This is a genomic window from Streptomyces sp. NPDC028907 (assembly GCF_055564995.1).
The window spans coordinates 259242-275662 of record NZ_JBVHVE010000003.1; the positions used below are offsets into that span (position 1 = coordinate 259242).

Here is a 16421-nt window from a genome sequence, read left to right on the forward strand (position 1 = left end):
ACCGCACAACCAACGTCATTCCTCGCGAGTCGTGATCACGACAGCTCGCTCAACGCTGTCCCGTACTCGACCAGAGGATCGAATGAACCCAGCCAGACGCACGACCGCCGCGGCCGCGACGACGGTCGTGCTCGCCACCGCGGGCACGTTGCTCACGACGGCCCCCTCCGCGTCCGCCGCCGTGACCTGCGCCTCACCCGTCTTCAAACGGCAGTTCTTCGCGAACACCACCTTTTCGGGCACCGCGAAGAGGACGGACTGCGACACCGCGATCGACCAGAACTGGGGCACGAACGCCCCGGCCTCCGGCCTGCCGAGGGACAACTTCTCCGTCCGCTGGACGGTCACCCGGGACTTCGGCTCCGGCGGCCCGTTCTCGCTGGCCGCCTCCGGGCTGGACGGCATCCGCGTCTACGTCGACGGCAGCCGCAAGATCGACCTGTGGAAGAACACCTCCACGACCGTCTCCAAGACGGTGAACGTCACCATCCCGTCCGGCAAGCACACCCTGCGCGTCGACTACGTCAACTGGACCGGCAGCGCCCGCGTCAAGTTCGGCTACACACCCCGCACCTCGGCCACCGTCGACAAGGTCAAGCCCCTCACCCCCACCGGCACCACGGTCACGTACGACAAGACCACCGGCAAGGCCAAGCTCACCTGGGCGAAGAACAAGGAGATGGACCTCGCCGGGTACCGCGTCTACCGCCGCCTCAAGGGCGCCGCGTACGGCGGCACACCCCTCGCGACGGCCACCTCCGCCGCCACCTCGTACACGGACACCCCGCCGGCGACCGGCGCGACGTACTACTACGAGGTCCGCGCCTACGACAAGGCCGGCAACGTCTCCGGCGGCAGCACCGACCAGCCCGTCACCACCGTCGACCGCACGGGCCCGGCCGCGCCCACGGGGCTCACGGCGCACGGCGACCTGTGGGGCATGATGATCGAGTGGGACGCCGCGCCGGACGCGGTCTCCTACGAGCTCTTCGAGAAGGACCAGGCCACCGGCTCCCTGACCCTGCTCAAGCAGCTCACCGGGACCTCCTTCGTCCACCACGTGGGCCACGACGAGACGAAGCACACCTACCTGGTCCGGGCCCTGGACGCCGCCGGGAACGCGGGCGCGTACTCGACACCCGTCACCTCCGACGGCATCGACCGCACGCCCCCGGACGCGCCGCAGAACCTGCAGGCGACGGCCACTTACGACGCGGTGCGGCTGCACTGGACCATGCCGGAGGGCCGCCTCTCCGACGAGATCAACAACGACGCCTACTTCACCGTGCTGCGCTCGCCCGGCACCACGCTGGGCGCGGACGCGGTGGCCGTGCCCTGCACCGTGAACACGACGCTCGACAGCGCCGCCGGCGAGTACTCCTTCGGGTGCGCCGACGAGGAGTTCGAGTTCGACACCACCTACACCTACGGCGTCGTCATCAGCGACTGGCAGGATAACCGTTCCGCGCCCTCCAACACGGTCACCGTCACCACGTCCGACCGCACCGCCCCGCTCCCCCTCACCGGCCTGACGGCCACGCCCCGCGCCGACGGCACGGAACTGCGCTGGAACACCCCGGCCGACGACGACATCTCCTCCTACCGCGCGCTGCGCGGGGTACGGCAGGACGACGGCACCGTGAAGTGGATCGGCGAGCTGGCGCACTGCGCGGACGACGCCGAGGACCCGCTGGCCATGCTCTGCATCGACATCCCGGACGGCGAGACCTACGTCTACACCGTCATCGCCGAGGATGTCTGGGGCAACGAACTCTCCGCGAGCGACCCGTCGATCCCGGTCGTCACCGCCACGGAGCTGAACATCGCCCCTGCCGAGCCGATCGGCAAGGACTTCGAGACGGGCGGCCCGCTCTACGGCGCCGGCGGCTGGACGGTCGCCGAGGCGGCGAAGCCGATCCAGTGGCACTGCTCCGGCGACGTCTGCGCCCAGGTCACCGAGTACCGGGTGAGCCGCTGGAACCCGGAGACCCGGACCTACGACCTGCTGGGCACGGTCTCCCCGACCACGGACTACTACCAGTCCTACGACGACGCCACCCAGCCGCTGGGCTCCGTCTCCTACTACCGCGTCGTCGGGGTCCTCGCGGACGGCACGCAGACCCCGGCCGCGCATCCGTGGAGGATCCGCCCGGACCTGCTCTGAGACTCCGCCCGGTCAGCCCCGCTTCGGTCCCGTGATCGCCTCACCGATCACGAAGCCCTTGGCGGGGCCTTCGGGGATGGTGACGTCGGTGCCGTAGGGGACGCGGTGGATGTCCTCCCAGTCGGCCTTGTCGGGACGGGGGTTGGTGAAGAGGGTGACGGCGCCCTGGCCGTCGTAGTCGTCGATGAGAAGGTAGGCGGGGATGCCGGCGCGGGCGTATTCGCGGCGCTTGCGGATGCGGTCACGATCCTGGTTGGCCTTGCCGGGCGAGACCACTTCGACGACCAGCGAGACCACGGAAGCCTTGATCCCGAGGCCTTCCTCGTCCTCGATCAACTCTGCGTCCCGAGGAGCCACGAGCCCGTCCGGAATCCATGCCTTACGCGTGTGGATCACGTTCGCGTCGTTCCAGGCGCAGCATTCGCTGCCCTTCAGATGGAAGGCCAACTCGTCCCGCAAGCGGTTGACGATCTGGGAGTGTGCAAAACGACCAGTGGGCGACACCTCGATGGCTCCCTCGATGATCTCAGCGCGGTAGCCCTCGGGGAGTTCCATGGCCTTCCACAGCTGCCACAGGCCCTCATCCGGGTCGGATACGTTCAAGAATTCAGCCTGAGCCTCGGACATGGTCTCGGGCCTCTCATGTGCGAGAGCGGTCAAGGTGGCACCTCCTCCTCAAGTGTGGGCTGGGTGTGCTCGGGGCACAAGCAACGCGATCACGGTAGGGACAGCGTGGGTGCTGACCAGCCCAGATGTCCCTGGTTCACCCGTTCGAGCGAAGCTGGAACGTTCCCCCCCGGCTGCCACCACCCCGCTACCGCATCGCCCCGACGATCTCCTCCAGGTCTCTCACCGCCGCGTGGACGCCCTCGGTGAGCAGGACGGCCGTGGGGTTGAGGAGGATCTCGTCGACGCCGGCGGCGCGGTAGGCCGCGAGGGTGGCGGCGATCTCGCTCGGGGTGCCGGTGACGACTACGTCGGCGCGCAGGAGTTCGGCCGCGGGGTCGGGTGCGTCGAGGTCGACGCCCGCGCGGCGCAGCATGTCGGCGTAGTGCGGGGCGCGCAGGTGGGTGCCCGCGGCGGCCTCCGCCAGGCGGCGCGGGTCGCGGCCGGGGCGGCTCACGGCCACGTGGACCGCCGTGGCGATACGGGGGCGGGCGGCGCGGCCCGCCTCGGCTGCACCGGCGGCCAACTGGGGTGCGAGGGTCCCGCGTACGTAGTCCGGCGGGGTCATCCAGGTGATCGCCACGTCCGCGGTCGCACCGGCCGTACGGGCCATGCCGGGCCTGAGTACCCCGGCGCCCACCTCCACCGGCGCGTGCGGGCCGACCGGCGGCAGGGTGGCGTGGAGTCGGTGGTACGGGCCGTCGTGCGCCACGCTCTCGCCGGCCAGCAGGGCCCGTACGGAGGTGACGTACTCCCCGACCGCGGTACGCGGGCTGCGGTACGGCTCGGGGGTGAGACCGCTCGCGAACTCCGGGGTGCCGATGCCGTATCCGGCCACGACCGGCTGCCCGGTGAGCAGCGCCAGGGAACGCGCCTGGAGCGCGGCCTCGTAGGGGTGCCGCAGCGGCATCAGGGTGACCGCCGTGCCCACCGGCACGGTGTGGCCCATGCCCGCGAGGTGGGCCAGTACCTGGTGCGGTTCCGCCCGGAAGGACTGGCACAGCCAGAGGCGCCGGGCGCCGGTGCGCGCCACCAACTCGGCGAAGGGCGCGACCAGTTCGGGGTGGTCGGGCTGGAGGGGGTAGAGGACGGCCGGGGGTGCGGGTGCGGGTGCGGGTGCGGTCACTGGGTGAGTCCTTCGGGCGCCGGTGCGGGGTCGGCGGTGTGGTCGAGGGTGGCCACCAGCGTGCGGGCCGGGGCCAGGAAGTGCGCGGCCGCCTCCGCGATGTGGGCGTCCGTCACCTCGGCCAGCGCGTCCGGGTAGCGGGTCAGCCAGTCCAGGTCCAGGCCGCCCGCAGCGAAGCCCGCGAGGGCGCTGGCCTCCTCCGCCCGGGTGGCGAGGGCGAAACGGGTGAACCCGGCCGCGTACCGGCGGGCGCGGTATGCCTCCCGGGGCGTGGGCCCGGCCTCGGCAAGTTCGGCGAGGCAGTCGGTGACCTCCTCGGCGAGCCGCTGTCCCGTGCCGGGGGCGCCGGCGCAGTCGATCTCCAGCCAGCAGCCGGCGCGGTTCTGCCGGATCCGGGCGTCGACGGCGTACGCCAGCCCGTGCCGCTCGCGCAGCCGCCGGGTGAGCCGGGAGGAGGTGTGGCCGCCGAGGACGACCTGGGCCAGGTGCAGCGCGGTGTGCCCGGGGTCGGGGGCGGGGACGGCCGGGCCGGCGGTGAGCAGGAGAGCCTGGTCGGTGGACGGGTCGTGCATCGCGAGCCGTCCCGGAGCGGGCTCACGGCGTGGGAAGGGCGGCAGGTGCAGTCCGGACGGACCGCCGGACCACGCGTCCAACTCCTCGCGCACCCGCGCCAGTACGCGGTGCGGGGACTCGCCGCTCAGCACCAGGAGTACGGCCCCCCGGGGGACGATCACCCGGTGGTGCAGGGCGAGCGGGTCGACCTCCTCCCGTGCTTCGGTGCCGGGGGCGTCGTCGACCAAGGGGTGCGGGCCGCCGAAGGCATGGCGGAGCTGGGCCCGGCGCAGACGTGTGCGAGGGCCGGGGGGCTGCTGTGGCGCGGGGCCCGCCGCCACGGGCGCGGTCGGCCCGTACAACGGGCGCAGCAGCAGCTCGGCCAGCAGCTCCAGCGCGCCCGGCAGCTCCTCCCCCGGCACGCTCACCGACAGCACCAGTTGCTCGGCGGTCACCACGGTGCTGAACTCCGCCCCGAGGTCGGCCGCCCGGTCAGCCACCGCCTGCCGGTCGCGGACGGTCGTGGCGGTGCCGAGACGGGCCGCGAGCAGGTCCTGCGCGGCGCGCAGAGCGGGTTCGGTGCGGGCGTAGGGCAGGACGAGCCGGAGCTCGGCGAGGGGGGCGCCCGGCACGTGCACGAGAGCGGTGTCCAGGCCGTTCGGCAGGACCGTGCGGAGGGTTTCGCGCGCGGCGGGCGGCCGTGGCGCCGGGCGGGTCGGCGAGGTGGCCGTCATGGGGCGACTCCCTCCAGGGTGTGGACGGTTCGGGGTGCGGCGAGCAGGGCGCGGGCGGCGGCCGACACGTCGGCGGCGGTGACGGCGGCCAGGCCGCGGGGCAGGGCGTCGGGGCCCGCACCCTCGCTGTCGCCCTCGCCCTCGCCGTCGCCCGGGAAGAGCAGCGCGGCACGGCCGTGGGTGATCGCCCGGGCGGTGAGCGAGTCGGCCTGGCGGTGGCAGGCGGCGCGCAGCACGGTCACCGCGCGGCGCAGTTCGGGTCCGTCCGGCGGGGCGTCCGCCAGCGCGCCGAGGGCGTCCAGCCACCGGCGCACGGCCTCCTCGGTGCCGATGCCCGGTGCCCTGCCGAGCAGGACGAGCGCGAGGTCGGGTGCCGCCGAGGCGAGCCACTGGCCCTGGTAGCCGCACATCACGCTCGCCGCGTCCACCACCTCGCGCTCGGCGACCAGTTGGCGCAGCCGACCGCGGCGCAGGATCTCGCAGAGGACGACCTGGGCGAGGTACGGGCCGAGGCCCTGGCGTGGATCGGCGAGGGCGTGTCCGACGGCGACGCCGTTCCTGCCGTAGGGGATGGCGGGCCGGGGTTCGTCCCCGCGACGCTCCGGCCGTACGACCGGATCGGCCGGCCCGGCATCCCGGGCCCCTCGGCCCCACGCCCCGAACTCCCGCTCCACCAGCTCCCCCACCGGCCCGGCGTCCACGTCCCCGACCACGGACAGCACGGCCCGCTCGGGCCGGTAGTGGCGGCGGAAGAACGTCTCCGCCTCCCCGGCCGTGGCGTCGCGCAGGTGCGCCGTCGTGCCGTAGGCGTCCCGGGCGCCGGGGTGGAGGGCGGTGAGCACGGTGTCCCACAGTCGGCCGCCGGACCCGGCGGCGCGGATCTCCTCGCCGATGACGGCCGCTTCGGAGCGCACGGTCGCGGGCGACGGCCCGAAGCGGATCAGTCGGCGGGCCTCGTGGGCGAGGACGTCGGGCAGTGCGTCGGCGGGCACGACGGTGTGGAAGACGGTGTGGTCGCGGTGGGTCTCGGCGTTGCACATGCCGCCCACCTCCTGGACGAGGGCGACGAAGGAGTCGTCGTCCCCGGACCCGGACCCGGACCCGGACAACTGGTCACGCGGGAACATCAGGTGCTCCACGAGATGCGCCATGCCGTGCCGACCGGCCGGATCGTCGTCGCCGCCCGCGGCCACGGTCAGGGCCACGGCCACGAGCCCGCGCCCGGGGGCCTCCTCCGTGACCAGCCGCAAGCCGCTCTCCAGCCGGAGGCTCACGGCAGCGGCCGGTACACGGAGACGCACATCTTGCGGCTGTCGCCCCCGTCGAAGGGCTGCTCGCGCCAGCCGGAGTAGCGGGCGGACAGCTCCAGGCGGGCGATCCCGGCGAGCAGGTCCAGCTCGCTCGGCCACAGGTAACGCATCACGGTGGTCGCGGACTTGGGCGGCTCGCCGTCGAGGAAGAGGGTGTTGTGCACCATCATGTTCTGCGAGGCGGGCAGCACCCCGATCGACTCGATCATGGCGCCGCGCCCGGCGACGGGGTACGTGCTGATCTCGTTCTTCTTCTGTACGTGGTAGTCGCTCGGGTCGAACGTCTCGATGACGACGTGTCCGTCCGGCGCGGTGTGCCGGGCCACGGCGTGCATGAGGGCGATCTGCTCGTCCGGGGTGACCGCGCAGCAAAGGGAGTTGAAGGGCGCGAGGACGACGTCGAAGGCACGGCCCAGGTCGAGGGCGGCGAAGTCGGCGTGCACGGGGGTGATCCGGCGTTCGGGGTCCTTCTCGGCCAGCCGGGCGAGCATGCCCTCGGAGGAGTCGACGCCGTGCACCCGGAAGCCCTTGTCGGCGAGCGGCAGCGCCACCCGACCGGTACCGACGCCGAGTTCGAGGACGCTCGCACCGGGTGCGGTGAGGGTGAGGAGGAAGTCGGCGATGTCCTCCAGGTCCGGGGTGGAGGGGTAGATCTCGTCGTACACCTCGGCGAGCGCGTCGCTGTAGGCGGTGGTCAGGGCGGTGCCGAGCCCGCCGGACACGGCGTCCGCCGGGGTGTCGGCCGGGGCCTCGGTGGTCGTCGTGGTCATCGTGCGTCTCCCGGGCGGGTGTCGAGGTTGTTCTGGGGGTGCAGCGGGTCGATTCCGGCCTCGTGGAAGGCCTCTACGACGAACTCGGTCAGCGCGTGCGGGCCGTCGTTCAGGGCGTGCGCGATGAGTCCGCAGGCGAGGGCGAAGGCGCGGTGCTGGCCGAAGCTCATGCCGTTCTGGCCGGGGCGCGGGTCCTCGGGGTCCCAGGCGGCGGCGACACCGGGCGCCAGTTCCTCGGTGAACACCGAGGTGGCGGGGCCGGTCAGGGTGCCGGCGTGCGGGGCCACGGCCGCCGCGACCGCGCGCTCGCCGGGGCGGTGGTCGCCGTGCAGGTACACCACCACGGCGTCGCGGCGCGGGAAGTCCTGCGGGTCGGAGAGCACCTTCGCGTGGTACCGGGCGCCCGCCGCCTCCAGCGCGTCGAGCGCCGCGCCCCACAGCACGACGGCCGCGTCCGCGTCTCGCGCGTGCAGGAAGAGTCGGCGTACGGCGCCGGCGGGGCGGGGGAGCGGGCGGGAGCCCATGACGTAGAAGAACCCGGGGGACAGCGCGGGCCGCGCGGCCTCCAGCGCGAGTTCGACGTACGCGCCGGGCGCGGGCGGCGTGGCCGGGGCGAGCAGCCGGTCGGCCGGGACGCGCGTGGTGACCTCCGCGAGGCGTACGACGAGCTGGTCGCCGTCCGGCCGGGACAGCACCTCGACGAGGCGCCCCCGGGTGGGCGTGGTCCGGTGCGGCACGGCGGCGGCGAGCCGCTCCTCCAGGGCCGGGTCGCGCAGGGTGCGCCGGGGCGGCGGACCGTCGGGGAGGGCGCCGCCCTGGTGGCGGCCCGCGTGGAGTTCCTCGTACAGCGCGTTGGTGAGCCGGCCACGCAGGTCGCGCGGGCTGTCGGCGGTCACCGTACGCCCGGCGACGGTGGCCTCGCGGGCGCCGGGTGCGACGGCGACGGCGTCGAGCGCGGCGGCCAGCCGGGGTGCGAGGCCCTGGTGCCGGACGTCGGGGGACGGGTCCGGCACCGGGGGGTCCAGGAGGGGGTGGGGCGGGGGGACGGCGAGGGTCATCGGGGGGTGCTCCCGTTCCGGGCGGTCGTGACGCGCACGTCGCGCGGCGCGTGCGCGTCCTGTGCGTCCTGTGTGTCGCGGGTCGCGGGCGACGCGGGCGGGTCATGGGGGTCGGCCGAGCCATGAGGCGGGTGCGGGTCGTCCGGCGCTGCCGCGACCTCCGGGCGTGCGTGCCTCCTCGGGCGGTGCGGGTGGGCGTCGGCGGCCTGGGTGTCACTCGCGGGCGTCAGGCCGAGGGTGCGTGCCGCGGCGTCCGGGCCGAGGAGGACGGTGCGGCCGATGCCGGCCGCCGCCCGGGCGACCGGGTTGAGCGTGGCGTGGGACTCGGCCGTGGCGATCAGCCGGTCGAACATGTGCCACCCGGCGTACGCGGCGGCCCGCCCGGGCAGTCCGGCGTCGGGCGTACGGGACTCCAGATAGCCCTGCCAGAAGGCGCCGATCCGGGGCAGATGGCGGCGCAGACTGGCCGAGCCGCGCGCCACGATCTCCTCGTGCGACAGCCCGAACCCGGCGGTGTCGCTGTCCTGTCGGGGTGTGCCCTCACCCGTCGGCGCGAACACGGAGTACGTGGCGTGGAAGAGCCACTCCCCGGCGAACGCGCCCACGTCGCGGGCGGGGTCGGCGAGCCGGAACTCCTCCCAGTCGCACAGGTAGAGGTCCCCGGTCCCCTCCTCCGCCCGGATGAACTGGTCGAAGCGCAGGTCGCAGTGGGTCGGCGCGTGCGGCACGGTCTTCTCCAGGTCCCGCAGCCGGTGCAGCGCCGCGACGACCTCGGTGTCGTCCTGGACCAGCTGCCAGGCGGCGATCTGCGCCATGCTGCGCTCCTGGACGGCGCTCCATGGCAGGGCCTTCAGCCAGGCCAGCGGCGGCAGCGGTGCCTCGCCGGTGTCCACGTCCTCGGCGGGACCAAGACCGTGCAGGGCGCCGACGGCCCGCCCGGCCGCACGGCACAGCTCGTCGTCGAAGTCGCCGTCCAGCGCCAGCTCGGCCCCGGAACGGGCGCCCGGCACGAGACGGTGCACGGTCACCCCGGCCGCGCGGTCCGCGCCGAGCAGCGCGGGCGAACGCAGCGGAGACCCCGGCGGCAGCCGTCGCTCGGCCAACTCCTCGAAGCTGAGAGCGCGTTGGAGTTCGGGGCAGTCGCCGTCGGGCGTCAGGGCGACCGTCTTGACGAAGACCTGCTCGCCGGTCGTGGTCGGCCCGGCCCAGTTGTCGTTGCGGCCGCCGAACGCGGTGACGGCCGATGGGTCGAGGCGGCCGAGACCGAGCCGCTCCAGCAGCACGTTGACGGCGGGCACGGTCTCCAGCTCGGTGGGCCGGTAGCGCTGCCGTGTGGGCGGCCGTTCGGTCGTCGTGGTGGTCATGGTGTGGCTCCCCCGGGGACCGCGCGGCGGCCCTCCTCGTCGATCAGGTCAGCGATGAAGGCGGTGTAGTCGGTGAGTTCGTCGCTCCAGCCGCGGTACGCGGCGAAGTCCCGCATGTGCAGGGCGATCCGCAGCACGGCGGCCCGCGCCGCCGTCTCCCGGTCCGCGCCGGGCCCGTACGTGTCGAGCAGCACGCGGGGCAGATCGGGACCTGCGTCGCCGTCCCCGAACACCGGCACCGCCCAGGCCAGTTCGGCCAGGTCGCCCAGCAGCCAGCCCAGGTCCAGCTCGGGCCGGGCGGCCCCCAGGTCCTCGCCGGTCAGCAGCGCCACCGGGCCCCGGTGCAAGGGCGGGACCAGCGCGCCGAGGGAGGCGAAGCCGTGGACGAGGACCGTCTCGCCGGGGGCGGCGAGTTCGGCGCACCAGGCGCGGAGCCGTGCCAGCCGGGTGGGCCCCCAGGCGTGTGCGACGTGCTCACGCAGCCGGTGTACGGCGGGCTCGGGCGCCTCCGGGCGGTTCTGGCCCTCTACGAAGGACCGCAGTCGGGCGAGTGCGGGCGGAACGTCGGCCGTAGGCGCGTCCGTCGCGTGCAGCGCACGCAGCGCGGTGCCGGCCGCGGCCAGCGCGTGCGCGACCAGCAGCCGTGCCTGCGGCCGAGCGTCGCGCAGCCAGGCGGCGGCCGAGTACGGCCCGTCGGCGAGATGGGCGAGGCCGTCGCCCACGGGGCGCGCGGTGGCGAAACCGGCACCCCGGGGCACGTACGACACGAAGGGTGCCGCCAGTGGTCCCGACCGGTCCGCGCCCGGCCCGTGCCACCACTCGTAACGCCCGTCGGCGGTCCGCGTGACGCGGGTGACCTGGAGCCCGGTGCCGTACTCCGCGACCGGCTGTGCGGGAGCCGGCGCAGGAGCGGCCGGCTGTCCGATGGCCGCCGTCACTCCTCCTCCCCCCGCTGTGTCCTCGCGTACGCGCCCACGCACAGCCCCATCAGCTCCGAGAGCGGGACCGAGCCGCCGTCCTCGCGTTCGCCGGTGCTCGCGCTGACCGCGGGCACGGTCGGCGCGACGACGACACCGGGGCGGCTCCGCAGGGTGTCGAGGTGCGCCTGCACGACGGGGCTCAGCTGGGCGCGGGGCGGTAGTGAGGGGGCCACGCCGACCAGGGCGGTGGTGGACTGGAGGGCGCACAGCAGCGGGGTGTCGGTGAGTCCGAGGGCGTACCGGCTCAGGAAGTGCATCGTCGCCGGGTGGACGAGGACGAGATCGGGCCAGGCGGCCAGTTCCACGTGCGGGGCGGTGCCGGGTTCCGCGTCGTTCCAGTCGTCGGTGACCACCCTGTTTCCACAGAGTGTGGATATCGCGTCCACCGAGACGAACCGGCGAGCGGAACGGGTCAGCACGACCCTTTTCTCCATCTCCGGAAAGGTGTTGTTCAGCCAGTTGGTCCAGAAGGGCAGGAATGCCACACTGAGCGCTCCGGTGCCCACGAGGAGCACTCGGCGGAATCCGGGATCCGCGACACCGGTGGGGTCCGGGACCTCCATGACCGTCCTCCTGGGAAAAGCTCGGAAAAAAATGGTGTGGTTGCCCGGGGAGGGACCGGACCGGCGACCGGCGCCGGCCCCTCCCCGCGGGTCACTGCTCGGGGTGTCCGATCAGCACTTGTTCTCGATGGTCTTGGCGGTCAGCGAGCCGATGGCCGCGGCGCACTGCTGCGAGGAGCGGGCCGTGATGATGGTCGCGCGGATCGCCCACGGGATGGTCGGGCTGAACGCGGGCGCGGCGTCCTTGCCGTCGTACAGGCCAAGCTCCTCGGCGGAGGTGTAGGCGGTGTAGCCCTCGAACAGGTCCATCTCGTTCTGCGTCGACTGCATGAGTCTCTCCCTTTGGTGAATAACCGAAGTGAATAACGGCCGTTGGGTTCTTCGGCCGCTTTCCGTCCGCCGCTGTTCGCTGCGGACAGGAGAAATATGACCCACCGAAAAGACCGCCCGCCATTGTCAGTTACGGCATGACCGCCGTAGGCAATACCGCTCCGGGCAATACCGCTCCAGGCAACGCCTCTCAAGGCATGACCCGCCCGGCATGGCCGAAAACGGCATTGCCGCAACCGCCAATACCGCCGCCCCCACCCGTACGCGTAAAAAGACCAGGGTGAACTCACCTGACTCATCAACCAACCAGGCCCCGCGGCCCGCGCCCCGGCCGCCGCTGCGGGCCCTGCTCGCCCACGCGCGCCCGCACCGGCGCGTCCTCGTGCTGGTCCTGGCGCTGACCCTCGCGGGCAGCGCGGCGGGGCTGGCCCAGCCGATGGTCGTCGAGTCGGCGCTCACGGCGCTCATGACCGGCGGCGGCCTCGGCGACGAGATCCTGCTCATGCTGGGCCTGCTGGCCGTGTCGATCGCCCTCACCTGGAGCCAGGCCCTGGTGAGCGAGCGCACGGCCGAGAAGGTCGTCCTCCAGGTCCGAAGGGGCCTGATCCACCGTCTGATCCGGCTGCGCACCAGCGAGTTGGACCAGACGGAACCCGGCGGTCTGACGACCCGGGTGACCTCGGACAGCACACTCGTGCAGCACGCGGCGACCAGCGGACTCATCCAGCTGCTCGACGGAGGCATCCATCTGCTCGCCACCATCGTCCTGATGGGCATGACCAGTCTGCCGCTGCTCGGCATCACCTCCGGCGTCCTGCTGGTGGTCGGTGTCGCCATGGGCGTGGTGATGCCGCGGATCCGCCGGGTGACCACGCGCGCGCAGACCTCGGTCGGCGAGATCGGCGCCGCGCTGGACCGCTCGCTCGGTGCCGCCCGCACGGTCAAGGCCAACGGCGGCGAGGCGACGGAGACTTCGCGGGCCGTGGCCGCCGCCGAGGACGCCTACCGTGCGGGTCTGGCCGGCGCCCGCTACCAGGCCACGATCGCGGTGCTCTCCGCGCTGGTGGTGCAGGCCTCGTTCCTCGCGGTCATCGGCTTCGGCGGCGCCCTGGTCGCGACCGGCGCGCTGGACCTGGCCGCGCTGATCGCCTTCCTGCTCTACCTGTTCAACCTCGGCGGCCCGGTGCTCTCCCTCGTCGGCGGCACGGCCTCCCTCCAGCAGGGCCTCGGCGCGCTCGCCCGGATCGAGGAGGTGGAGCGCATGGAGATCGAGACGGACGTGGACGAGACCCCCGCCCGCCCGACGGGCCCGGCGCCCCGCGTCACCCTGGAGAACGTCACGTTCGCCTACCAGGGCCGCGACACCACCCTCGACGACGTCAGCCTCACCGCCCCGGCCGGCGCCGTCACCGCGCTCGTCGGCCCGTCCGGCAGCGGCAAGACGACCGTATTCTCACTGCTCCAGCGCTTCTACGACGTGGACCACGGCCGCATCCTGCTCGACGGCACCGACATCGCCACCCTCAGCCGCGCCGAGGTGCGCCGCCGGATCGCCTACGTGGAGCAGGACACCCCCATGCTGGCCGGCACCCTGCGCGAGAACCTGCTGTACGCCGCCCCCGACGCCACCGGGGAGGAGGTCGACCGGGTCCTGCGGGACACCCTCCTCGACTCCCTCGTCGCCCGGCTCCCGGAGGGCCTGGACACCCATGTCGGCGCCCGCGGCCTCGCCCTGTCCGGCGGCGAACGCCAGCGTCTGGCCATCGCCCGCGCCCTGTTGCGCCGCCCGCAGGTGCTGCTGCTCGACGAGGCGACGGCCCACCTCGACGGGCTGAGCGAGACCGCGCTGCGGCACACCGTGGAGCGCGCCGCCGAGCACTGCACGGTCGTCCTGATCGCCCACCGGCTCTCCACGGTGACCTCCGCCGACCACATGGTGCTGCTGGCCGGTGGCCGGGTACGCGACCATGGTCGGCACGGGGAACTCCTGGGCAGGGACGAGCTCTACCGGGACCTCGCGGCCACCCAGCTGACGACGGCGAACTGACCATCCGTCAGAAACAGAGAAGCAAAGGAAGATCCGATGCCGAAGGACCCGGCACCCGCTCCCGCCTCCGCGTCCACCGACGCGAACGACCCCCACGCGTACGACGAGTACGACGACCACGACGAGTACGAGGACGACGAGTACGAGCCGAAGCCCGTCGTCGAGGCCGTCGTCGAGGAGGAGCGGTTCGGCACGATATCGGTCCGGCTCGACATGGAGGTGGGCGAGGTCACCGTCGAGGGCGAGTCGGTCCCCCGGATCGAACTGCTCCGCGCGCAGGAGACGGAGGCCGACGACCACATCCCGATCGGCACCCGGGACGCGAGCCGGCTCACGCTGACCGTGGACGGCGACGAGGCCGTCATCGACCCCGCCAAGGGCCGGCTGACCCGCCGCTCCTACCGCGTCGACGTCCGCCACGCGGACCACACCTGGCGCCTGGTCCCCGACTCCATCCCGGGCAGCCGCCTGCTGCGCGACGACGAGCACATCGGCGACTTCTCCTCCGACGGCGACGGACGCGTCCTCGCCGAGTGGCGCGAGGGCGCCGAGCCGGAGGCCCTGGACGCGGCCCTCGGCTACGCCCTCGCCGCCGCCTTCGGCACGGGCGCCCAGCCCATGTGGATGCTCGCGGTGGAGGCGGCGAGCGAGATGCTCCCCGGCTGACCACGCCCGGAACGACCGAGGGCCCCTCCGGTTTCCACCGAAGGGGCCCTTCGCATACGGCCACGGCCACGGCCGTTGTCACACGCGGTGGCCGCCCGCGTCCCCCCTGATGTCGTCGGCGTACAGGTGGGAGACGATCGCCGCCTCGAACCGCGACTTGAGGTCGAGCTTGCGCACGATGCTGGTGGTGTGGGCCCGTACCGTGCGCTCCGCGATGCCCAGACGCCGGGCGAGCCAGCGGTTCTGCTCCCCCGTGGCGAGCAGAAGCAGGACCTCCCGCTCGCGGTCGGTCAGCGCGGAGAAGTCCAGCGTGTCCTCCCGTACGACCACAGTCATGTGATTCCCCCAGTCCGTATTCGGTCGTGTCGGTTCGTGTCCGACGCATTCCAGACTGCCAAGCGCCGGTGCGCCGGACAGGAGGCGTCCGCAGCAGCTTGCTGCACGGGGCCGACACGATCCTGCCGACGGCGCACCCCCTCGCACCGGCCGCGTCCTTGACCAACGCGTTACCCTGTGTCCGAATCAAAAAGGTGGATTCCGCATCGTCGCGGCCTGACCAGCCATACGCGGTGATGCCCGCCACCGACCCGGTCTACGGGGGAACACGGGGGAAGGATGAACAGCGCGGGCGGCATGGGCCTGTTGGGTATCTCCGCGATGGAGGAACGCGTCTACCGGCACTTCCTGAGGAATCCGGACACACCGACGGAGGACATCCATCTGCTCCTCCACGCACCGCAGGACGACGTACGCGCCGCCCTGCACCGGCTCACCGAACTGGGGCTGCTGCGCCGCGCGGAGCACGGGAACGCCCCGGCCGGCAGTCTCACGGCGACGGACCCGGAGATCGCGGTCGGCCTGCTCACCGACCGAAGACTGAGCGAGCTGCACCATGAGTTGCAGCAGGTGACCAGGCCTCACCACCTGGTGGCGGAGCTCCGGGCGGAACAGGGTGCCCATACGCCGTCGGGCGGCGGGGTGGAGCGCATGACGAACCTCGCGCAGATCCGCAACCGCATCGACGACCTCGCCTTCTTCGCCCGCGAGGAGATCCTCTCCGTCGAGCCCTACAAGGCGCTCACCCCGGCGAACATCGAGCACGCACGTCCGCTCGACAAGCGCTGTCTGCGCCGGGGCGTCCACATCCGCAGCGTCGTGCTCAAGGAAGCCCTGGACGACCCACCGACCGCGGCCTACCTGCGCGAACTGTCCGCCCAGGGTGCCAGCATCCGGGCCGCCTCCGACATCGCCGAACGCATCCTCGTCTACGACCGCCACACCGCCCTGGTCCCCGCGGACCCCGCGGACACCTCACGCGGCGCCCTCGTCGCCCAGGAGTCGGGCCTGGTGGCCAGCATCCTCTCCCTCTTCGACAAGATCTGGAGCCAGGCCACCGACCTCTCCCACCTCCTGGCCGACCCGACCCCGGACGCGATCACCCTCTCCCCCATGGAGCTGGAGGTCCTCAAATCCATGTGCCGAGTCACCAAGGACGAGATCGGCGCCCGCCAACTCGGCATCTCCCTACGCACCTACCGCCGCCACGTGGCCGATGTCCTCCGCCACCTCAACGCCACCAACCGCCCCCACGCGGCCCTTCTGGCCCGCGAACGAGGCTGGATCTGACCACCTGCCCGACGACGACCACTTCCAGCCCGTCCGGCGTCTGAGGACGAGGCCGTTGAGGCCGATGGGGGTCCAGGGGGCGGAGCCCCTTGGCGGGGTCGAAGGGGCGGAGCCCCTGGGGATGGGACGGGTAGGGGCGGCGGGGGCGAGGAACGTCCGTCAGCCGCCCGGCGCCTCCGCCCGCCACGCCCCCAACGCCGGATCCCCCAGCACATCCGCCCACCACACCCGCACCGCATCATCCGCCGAACCCGACGGGGGCCGGATCCGCAGATGGATCCGGCCCCCGTCCTCGTCGAGTCGCCAGTCATGGCCCCAGCCCTCGGGCAACTTCCCGAGCACCCGGATCACCGCGGTCACGGCCGCCGCATCCCCGCCCGCCCTACGGACCAGCACCAGGTCCTGGAACTCCACAGTCGTCATCCACTCCGCTCACTGCCACCCGTTCACAGCCACCTGAACCGA

Annotated in this window: 16 protein-coding genes; 4 read left to right on the forward strand and 12 right to left on the reverse strand. The window is 73.1% G+C overall.

Going from position 1 to position 16421, the window contains the following annotated elements; translation table 11 throughout:
• Positions 1–82: 82 nt before the first annotated feature.
• Positions 83–2164 carry a fibronectin type III domain-containing protein gene (locus ACZ4UU_RS10155; protein WP_468038306.1) on the forward strand — a complete coding sequence of 694 codons (2082 nt, stop codon included), beginning with the start codon at positions 83–85 and terminating at the stop codon, positions 2162–2164.
• A gap of 12 nt (positions 2165–2176) precedes the next feature.
• Here ACZ4UU_RS10155 and ACZ4UU_RS10160 read toward each other — a convergent pair whose 3' ends face one another.
• The 10 genes from ACZ4UU_RS10160 to lxmA form a co-directional block, all read right to left on the reverse strand.
• Positions 2177–2824: a Uma2 family endonuclease gene (locus ACZ4UU_RS10160; protein WP_468038308.1), complete on the reverse strand. Its 648-nt coding sequence runs from the start codon at positions 2822–2824 to the stop codon at positions 2177–2179.
• Between the two features lie 154 nt (positions 2825–2978).
• Positions 2979–3956 carry a F420-dependent peptide dehydroalanine reductase LxmJ gene (gene lxmJ, locus ACZ4UU_RS10165; RefSeq protein ID WP_468038310.1) on the reverse strand — a complete coding sequence of 326 codons (978 nt, stop codon included), beginning with the start codon at positions 3954–3956 and terminating at the stop codon, positions 2979–2981.
• Positions 3953–5242: a M16 family metallopeptidase gene (locus ACZ4UU_RS10170; RefSeq protein ID WP_468038312.1), complete on the reverse strand. Its 1290-nt coding sequence runs from the start codon at positions 5240–5242 to the stop codon at positions 3953–3955. Before ACZ4UU_RS10170 ends, lxmJ begins: the two co-directional genes overlap by 4 nt.
• A complete protein-coding gene (locus ACZ4UU_RS10175) occupies positions 5239–6516 on the reverse strand; it encodes a M16 family metallopeptidase (RefSeq protein ID WP_468038314.1) in 1278 nt (425 codons plus the stop codon). Before ACZ4UU_RS10175 ends, ACZ4UU_RS10170 begins: the two co-directional genes overlap by 4 nt.
• Positions 6513–7322 (reverse strand): class I SAM-dependent methyltransferase, encoded by an 810-nt coding sequence (locus ACZ4UU_RS10180; protein WP_468038316.1) that lies wholly within the window; start codon positions 7320–7322, stop codon positions 6513–6515. Before ACZ4UU_RS10180 ends, ACZ4UU_RS10175 begins: the two co-directional genes overlap by 4 nt.
• A complete protein-coding gene (locus ACZ4UU_RS10185; protein WP_468038318.1) occupies positions 7319–8380 on the reverse strand; it encodes a T3SS effector HopA1 family protein in 1062 nt (353 codons plus the stop codon). Before ACZ4UU_RS10185 ends, ACZ4UU_RS10180 begins: the two co-directional genes overlap by 4 nt.
• The gene (gene lxmK, locus ACZ4UU_RS10190) at positions 8377–9744 is read right to left on the reverse strand and encodes a class V lanthionine synthetase subunit LxmK (RefSeq protein WP_468038320.1); all 1368 of its coding nucleotides are present in this window, start codon (positions 9742–9744) and stop codon (positions 8377–8379) included. Before lxmK ends, ACZ4UU_RS10185 begins: the two co-directional genes overlap by 4 nt.
• Entirely contained in the window at positions 9741–10682 is a 942-nt protein-coding gene (locus ACZ4UU_RS10195; protein WP_468038322.1) for a hypothetical protein, read from the reverse strand. The genes lxmK and ACZ4UU_RS10195 overlap by 4 nt, the downstream gene beginning before the upstream one ends.
• Positions 10679–11287, reverse strand: coding sequence for a peptide terminal cysteine decarboxylase LxmD (gene lxmD, locus ACZ4UU_RS10200; protein ID WP_468038324.1), 609 nt, complete (start codon positions 11285–11287; stop codon positions 10679–10681). The genes ACZ4UU_RS10195 and lxmD overlap by 4 nt, the downstream gene beginning before the upstream one ends.
• Positions 11288–11398: 111 nt before the next feature.
• The gene (gene lxmA, locus ACZ4UU_RS10205) at positions 11399–11617 is read right to left on the reverse strand and encodes a lexapeptide family class V lantibiotic (protein WP_217210041.1); all 219 of its coding nucleotides are present in this window, start codon (positions 11615–11617) and stop codon (positions 11399–11401) included.
• A gap of 280 nt (positions 11618–11897) precedes the next feature.
• Here lxmA and ACZ4UU_RS10210 point away from each other — a divergent pair, with 280 nt between their 5' ends.
• Together ACZ4UU_RS10210 and ACZ4UU_RS10215 are read left to right on the forward strand one after the other, a co-directional pair.
• On the forward strand, positions 11898–13664 hold the full coding sequence (locus ACZ4UU_RS10210; protein ID WP_468038327.1) for an ABC transporter ATP-binding protein: 1767 nt from the start codon (positions 11898–11900) through the stop codon (positions 13662–13664).
• Between the two features lie 36 nt (positions 13665–13700).
• Entirely contained in the window at positions 13701–14330 is a 630-nt protein-coding gene (locus ACZ4UU_RS10215) for a hypothetical protein (RefSeq protein ID WP_468038329.1), read from the forward strand.
• 78 nt (positions 14331–14408) lie between these two features.
• On the opposite strand, the gene ACZ4UU_RS10220 is transcribed toward ACZ4UU_RS10215, so the two are convergent.
• Positions 14409–14666, reverse strand: coding sequence for a helix-turn-helix domain-containing protein (locus ACZ4UU_RS10220; protein WP_468038331.1), 258 nt, complete (start codon positions 14664–14666; stop codon positions 14409–14411).
• A 279-nt stretch (positions 14667–14945) separates the two neighbouring features.
• Here ACZ4UU_RS10220 and ACZ4UU_RS10225 point away from each other — a divergent pair, with 279 nt between their 5' ends.
• Positions 14946–15956, forward strand: a complete 1011-nt coding sequence (locus ACZ4UU_RS10225) for a LuxR C-terminal-related transcriptional regulator (protein WP_468038333.1) — start codon at positions 14946–14948, stop codon at positions 15954–15956.
• A gap of 159 nt (positions 15957–16115) precedes the next feature.
• Here the strand turns inward: ACZ4UU_RS10225 and ACZ4UU_RS10230 are convergent, their stop codons facing one another.
• Positions 16116–16379, reverse strand: a complete 264-nt coding sequence (locus ACZ4UU_RS10230; RefSeq protein WP_468038335.1) for a hypothetical protein — start codon at positions 16377–16379, stop codon at positions 16116–16118.
• Between the last annotated feature and the right edge of the window lie 42 nt (positions 16380–16421).

What these genes read in the sequence shown, in the direction of transcription:
- ACZ4UU_RS10220 (WP_468038331.1), bottom strand. Translation starts at nt 14,666, where the DNA reads ATGACTGTGGTCGTACGGGAGGACACGCTGGACTTCTCCGCGCTGACC.
- lxmK (WP_468038320.1), bottom strand. Translation starts at nt 9,744, where the DNA reads ATGACCACCACGACGACCGAACGGCCGCCCACACGGCAGCGCTACCGG.
- ACZ4UU_RS10185 (WP_468038318.1), bottom strand. Translation starts at nt 8,380, where the DNA reads ATGACCCTCGCCGTCCCCCCGCCCCACCCCCTCCTGGACCCCCCGGTG.
- ACZ4UU_RS10215 (WP_468038329.1), top strand. Translation starts at nt 13,701, where the DNA reads ATGCCGAAGGACCCGGCACCCGCTCCCGCCTCCGCGTCCACCGACGCG.
- ACZ4UU_RS10225 (WP_468038333.1), top strand. Translation starts at nt 14,946, where the DNA reads ATGAACAGCGCGGGCGGCATGGGCCTGTTGGGTATCTCCGCGATGGAG.
- ACZ4UU_RS10230 (WP_468038335.1), bottom strand. Translation starts at nt 16,379, where the DNA reads ATGACGACTGTGGAGTTCCAGGACCTGGTGCTGGTCCGTAGGGCGGGC.
- ACZ4UU_RS10180 (WP_468038316.1), bottom strand. Translation starts at nt 7,322, where the DNA reads ATGACCACGACGACCACCGAGGCCCCGGCCGACACCCCGGCGGACGCC.
- lxmA (WP_217210041.1), bottom strand. Translation starts at nt 11,617, where the DNA reads ATGCAGTCGACGCAGAACGAGATGGACCTGTTCGAGGGCTACACCGCC.
- lxmD (WP_468038324.1), bottom strand. Translation starts at nt 11,287, where the DNA reads ATGGAGGTCCCGGACCCCACCGGTGTCGCGGATCCCGGATTCCGCCGA.
- ACZ4UU_RS10155 (WP_468038306.1), top strand. Translation starts at nt 83, where the DNA reads ATGAACCCAGCCAGACGCACGACCGCCGCGGCCGCGACGACGGTCGTG.
- ACZ4UU_RS10170 (WP_468038312.1), bottom strand. Translation starts at nt 5,242, where the DNA reads ATGACGGCCACCTCGCCGACCCGCCCGGCGCCACGGCCGCCCGCCGCG.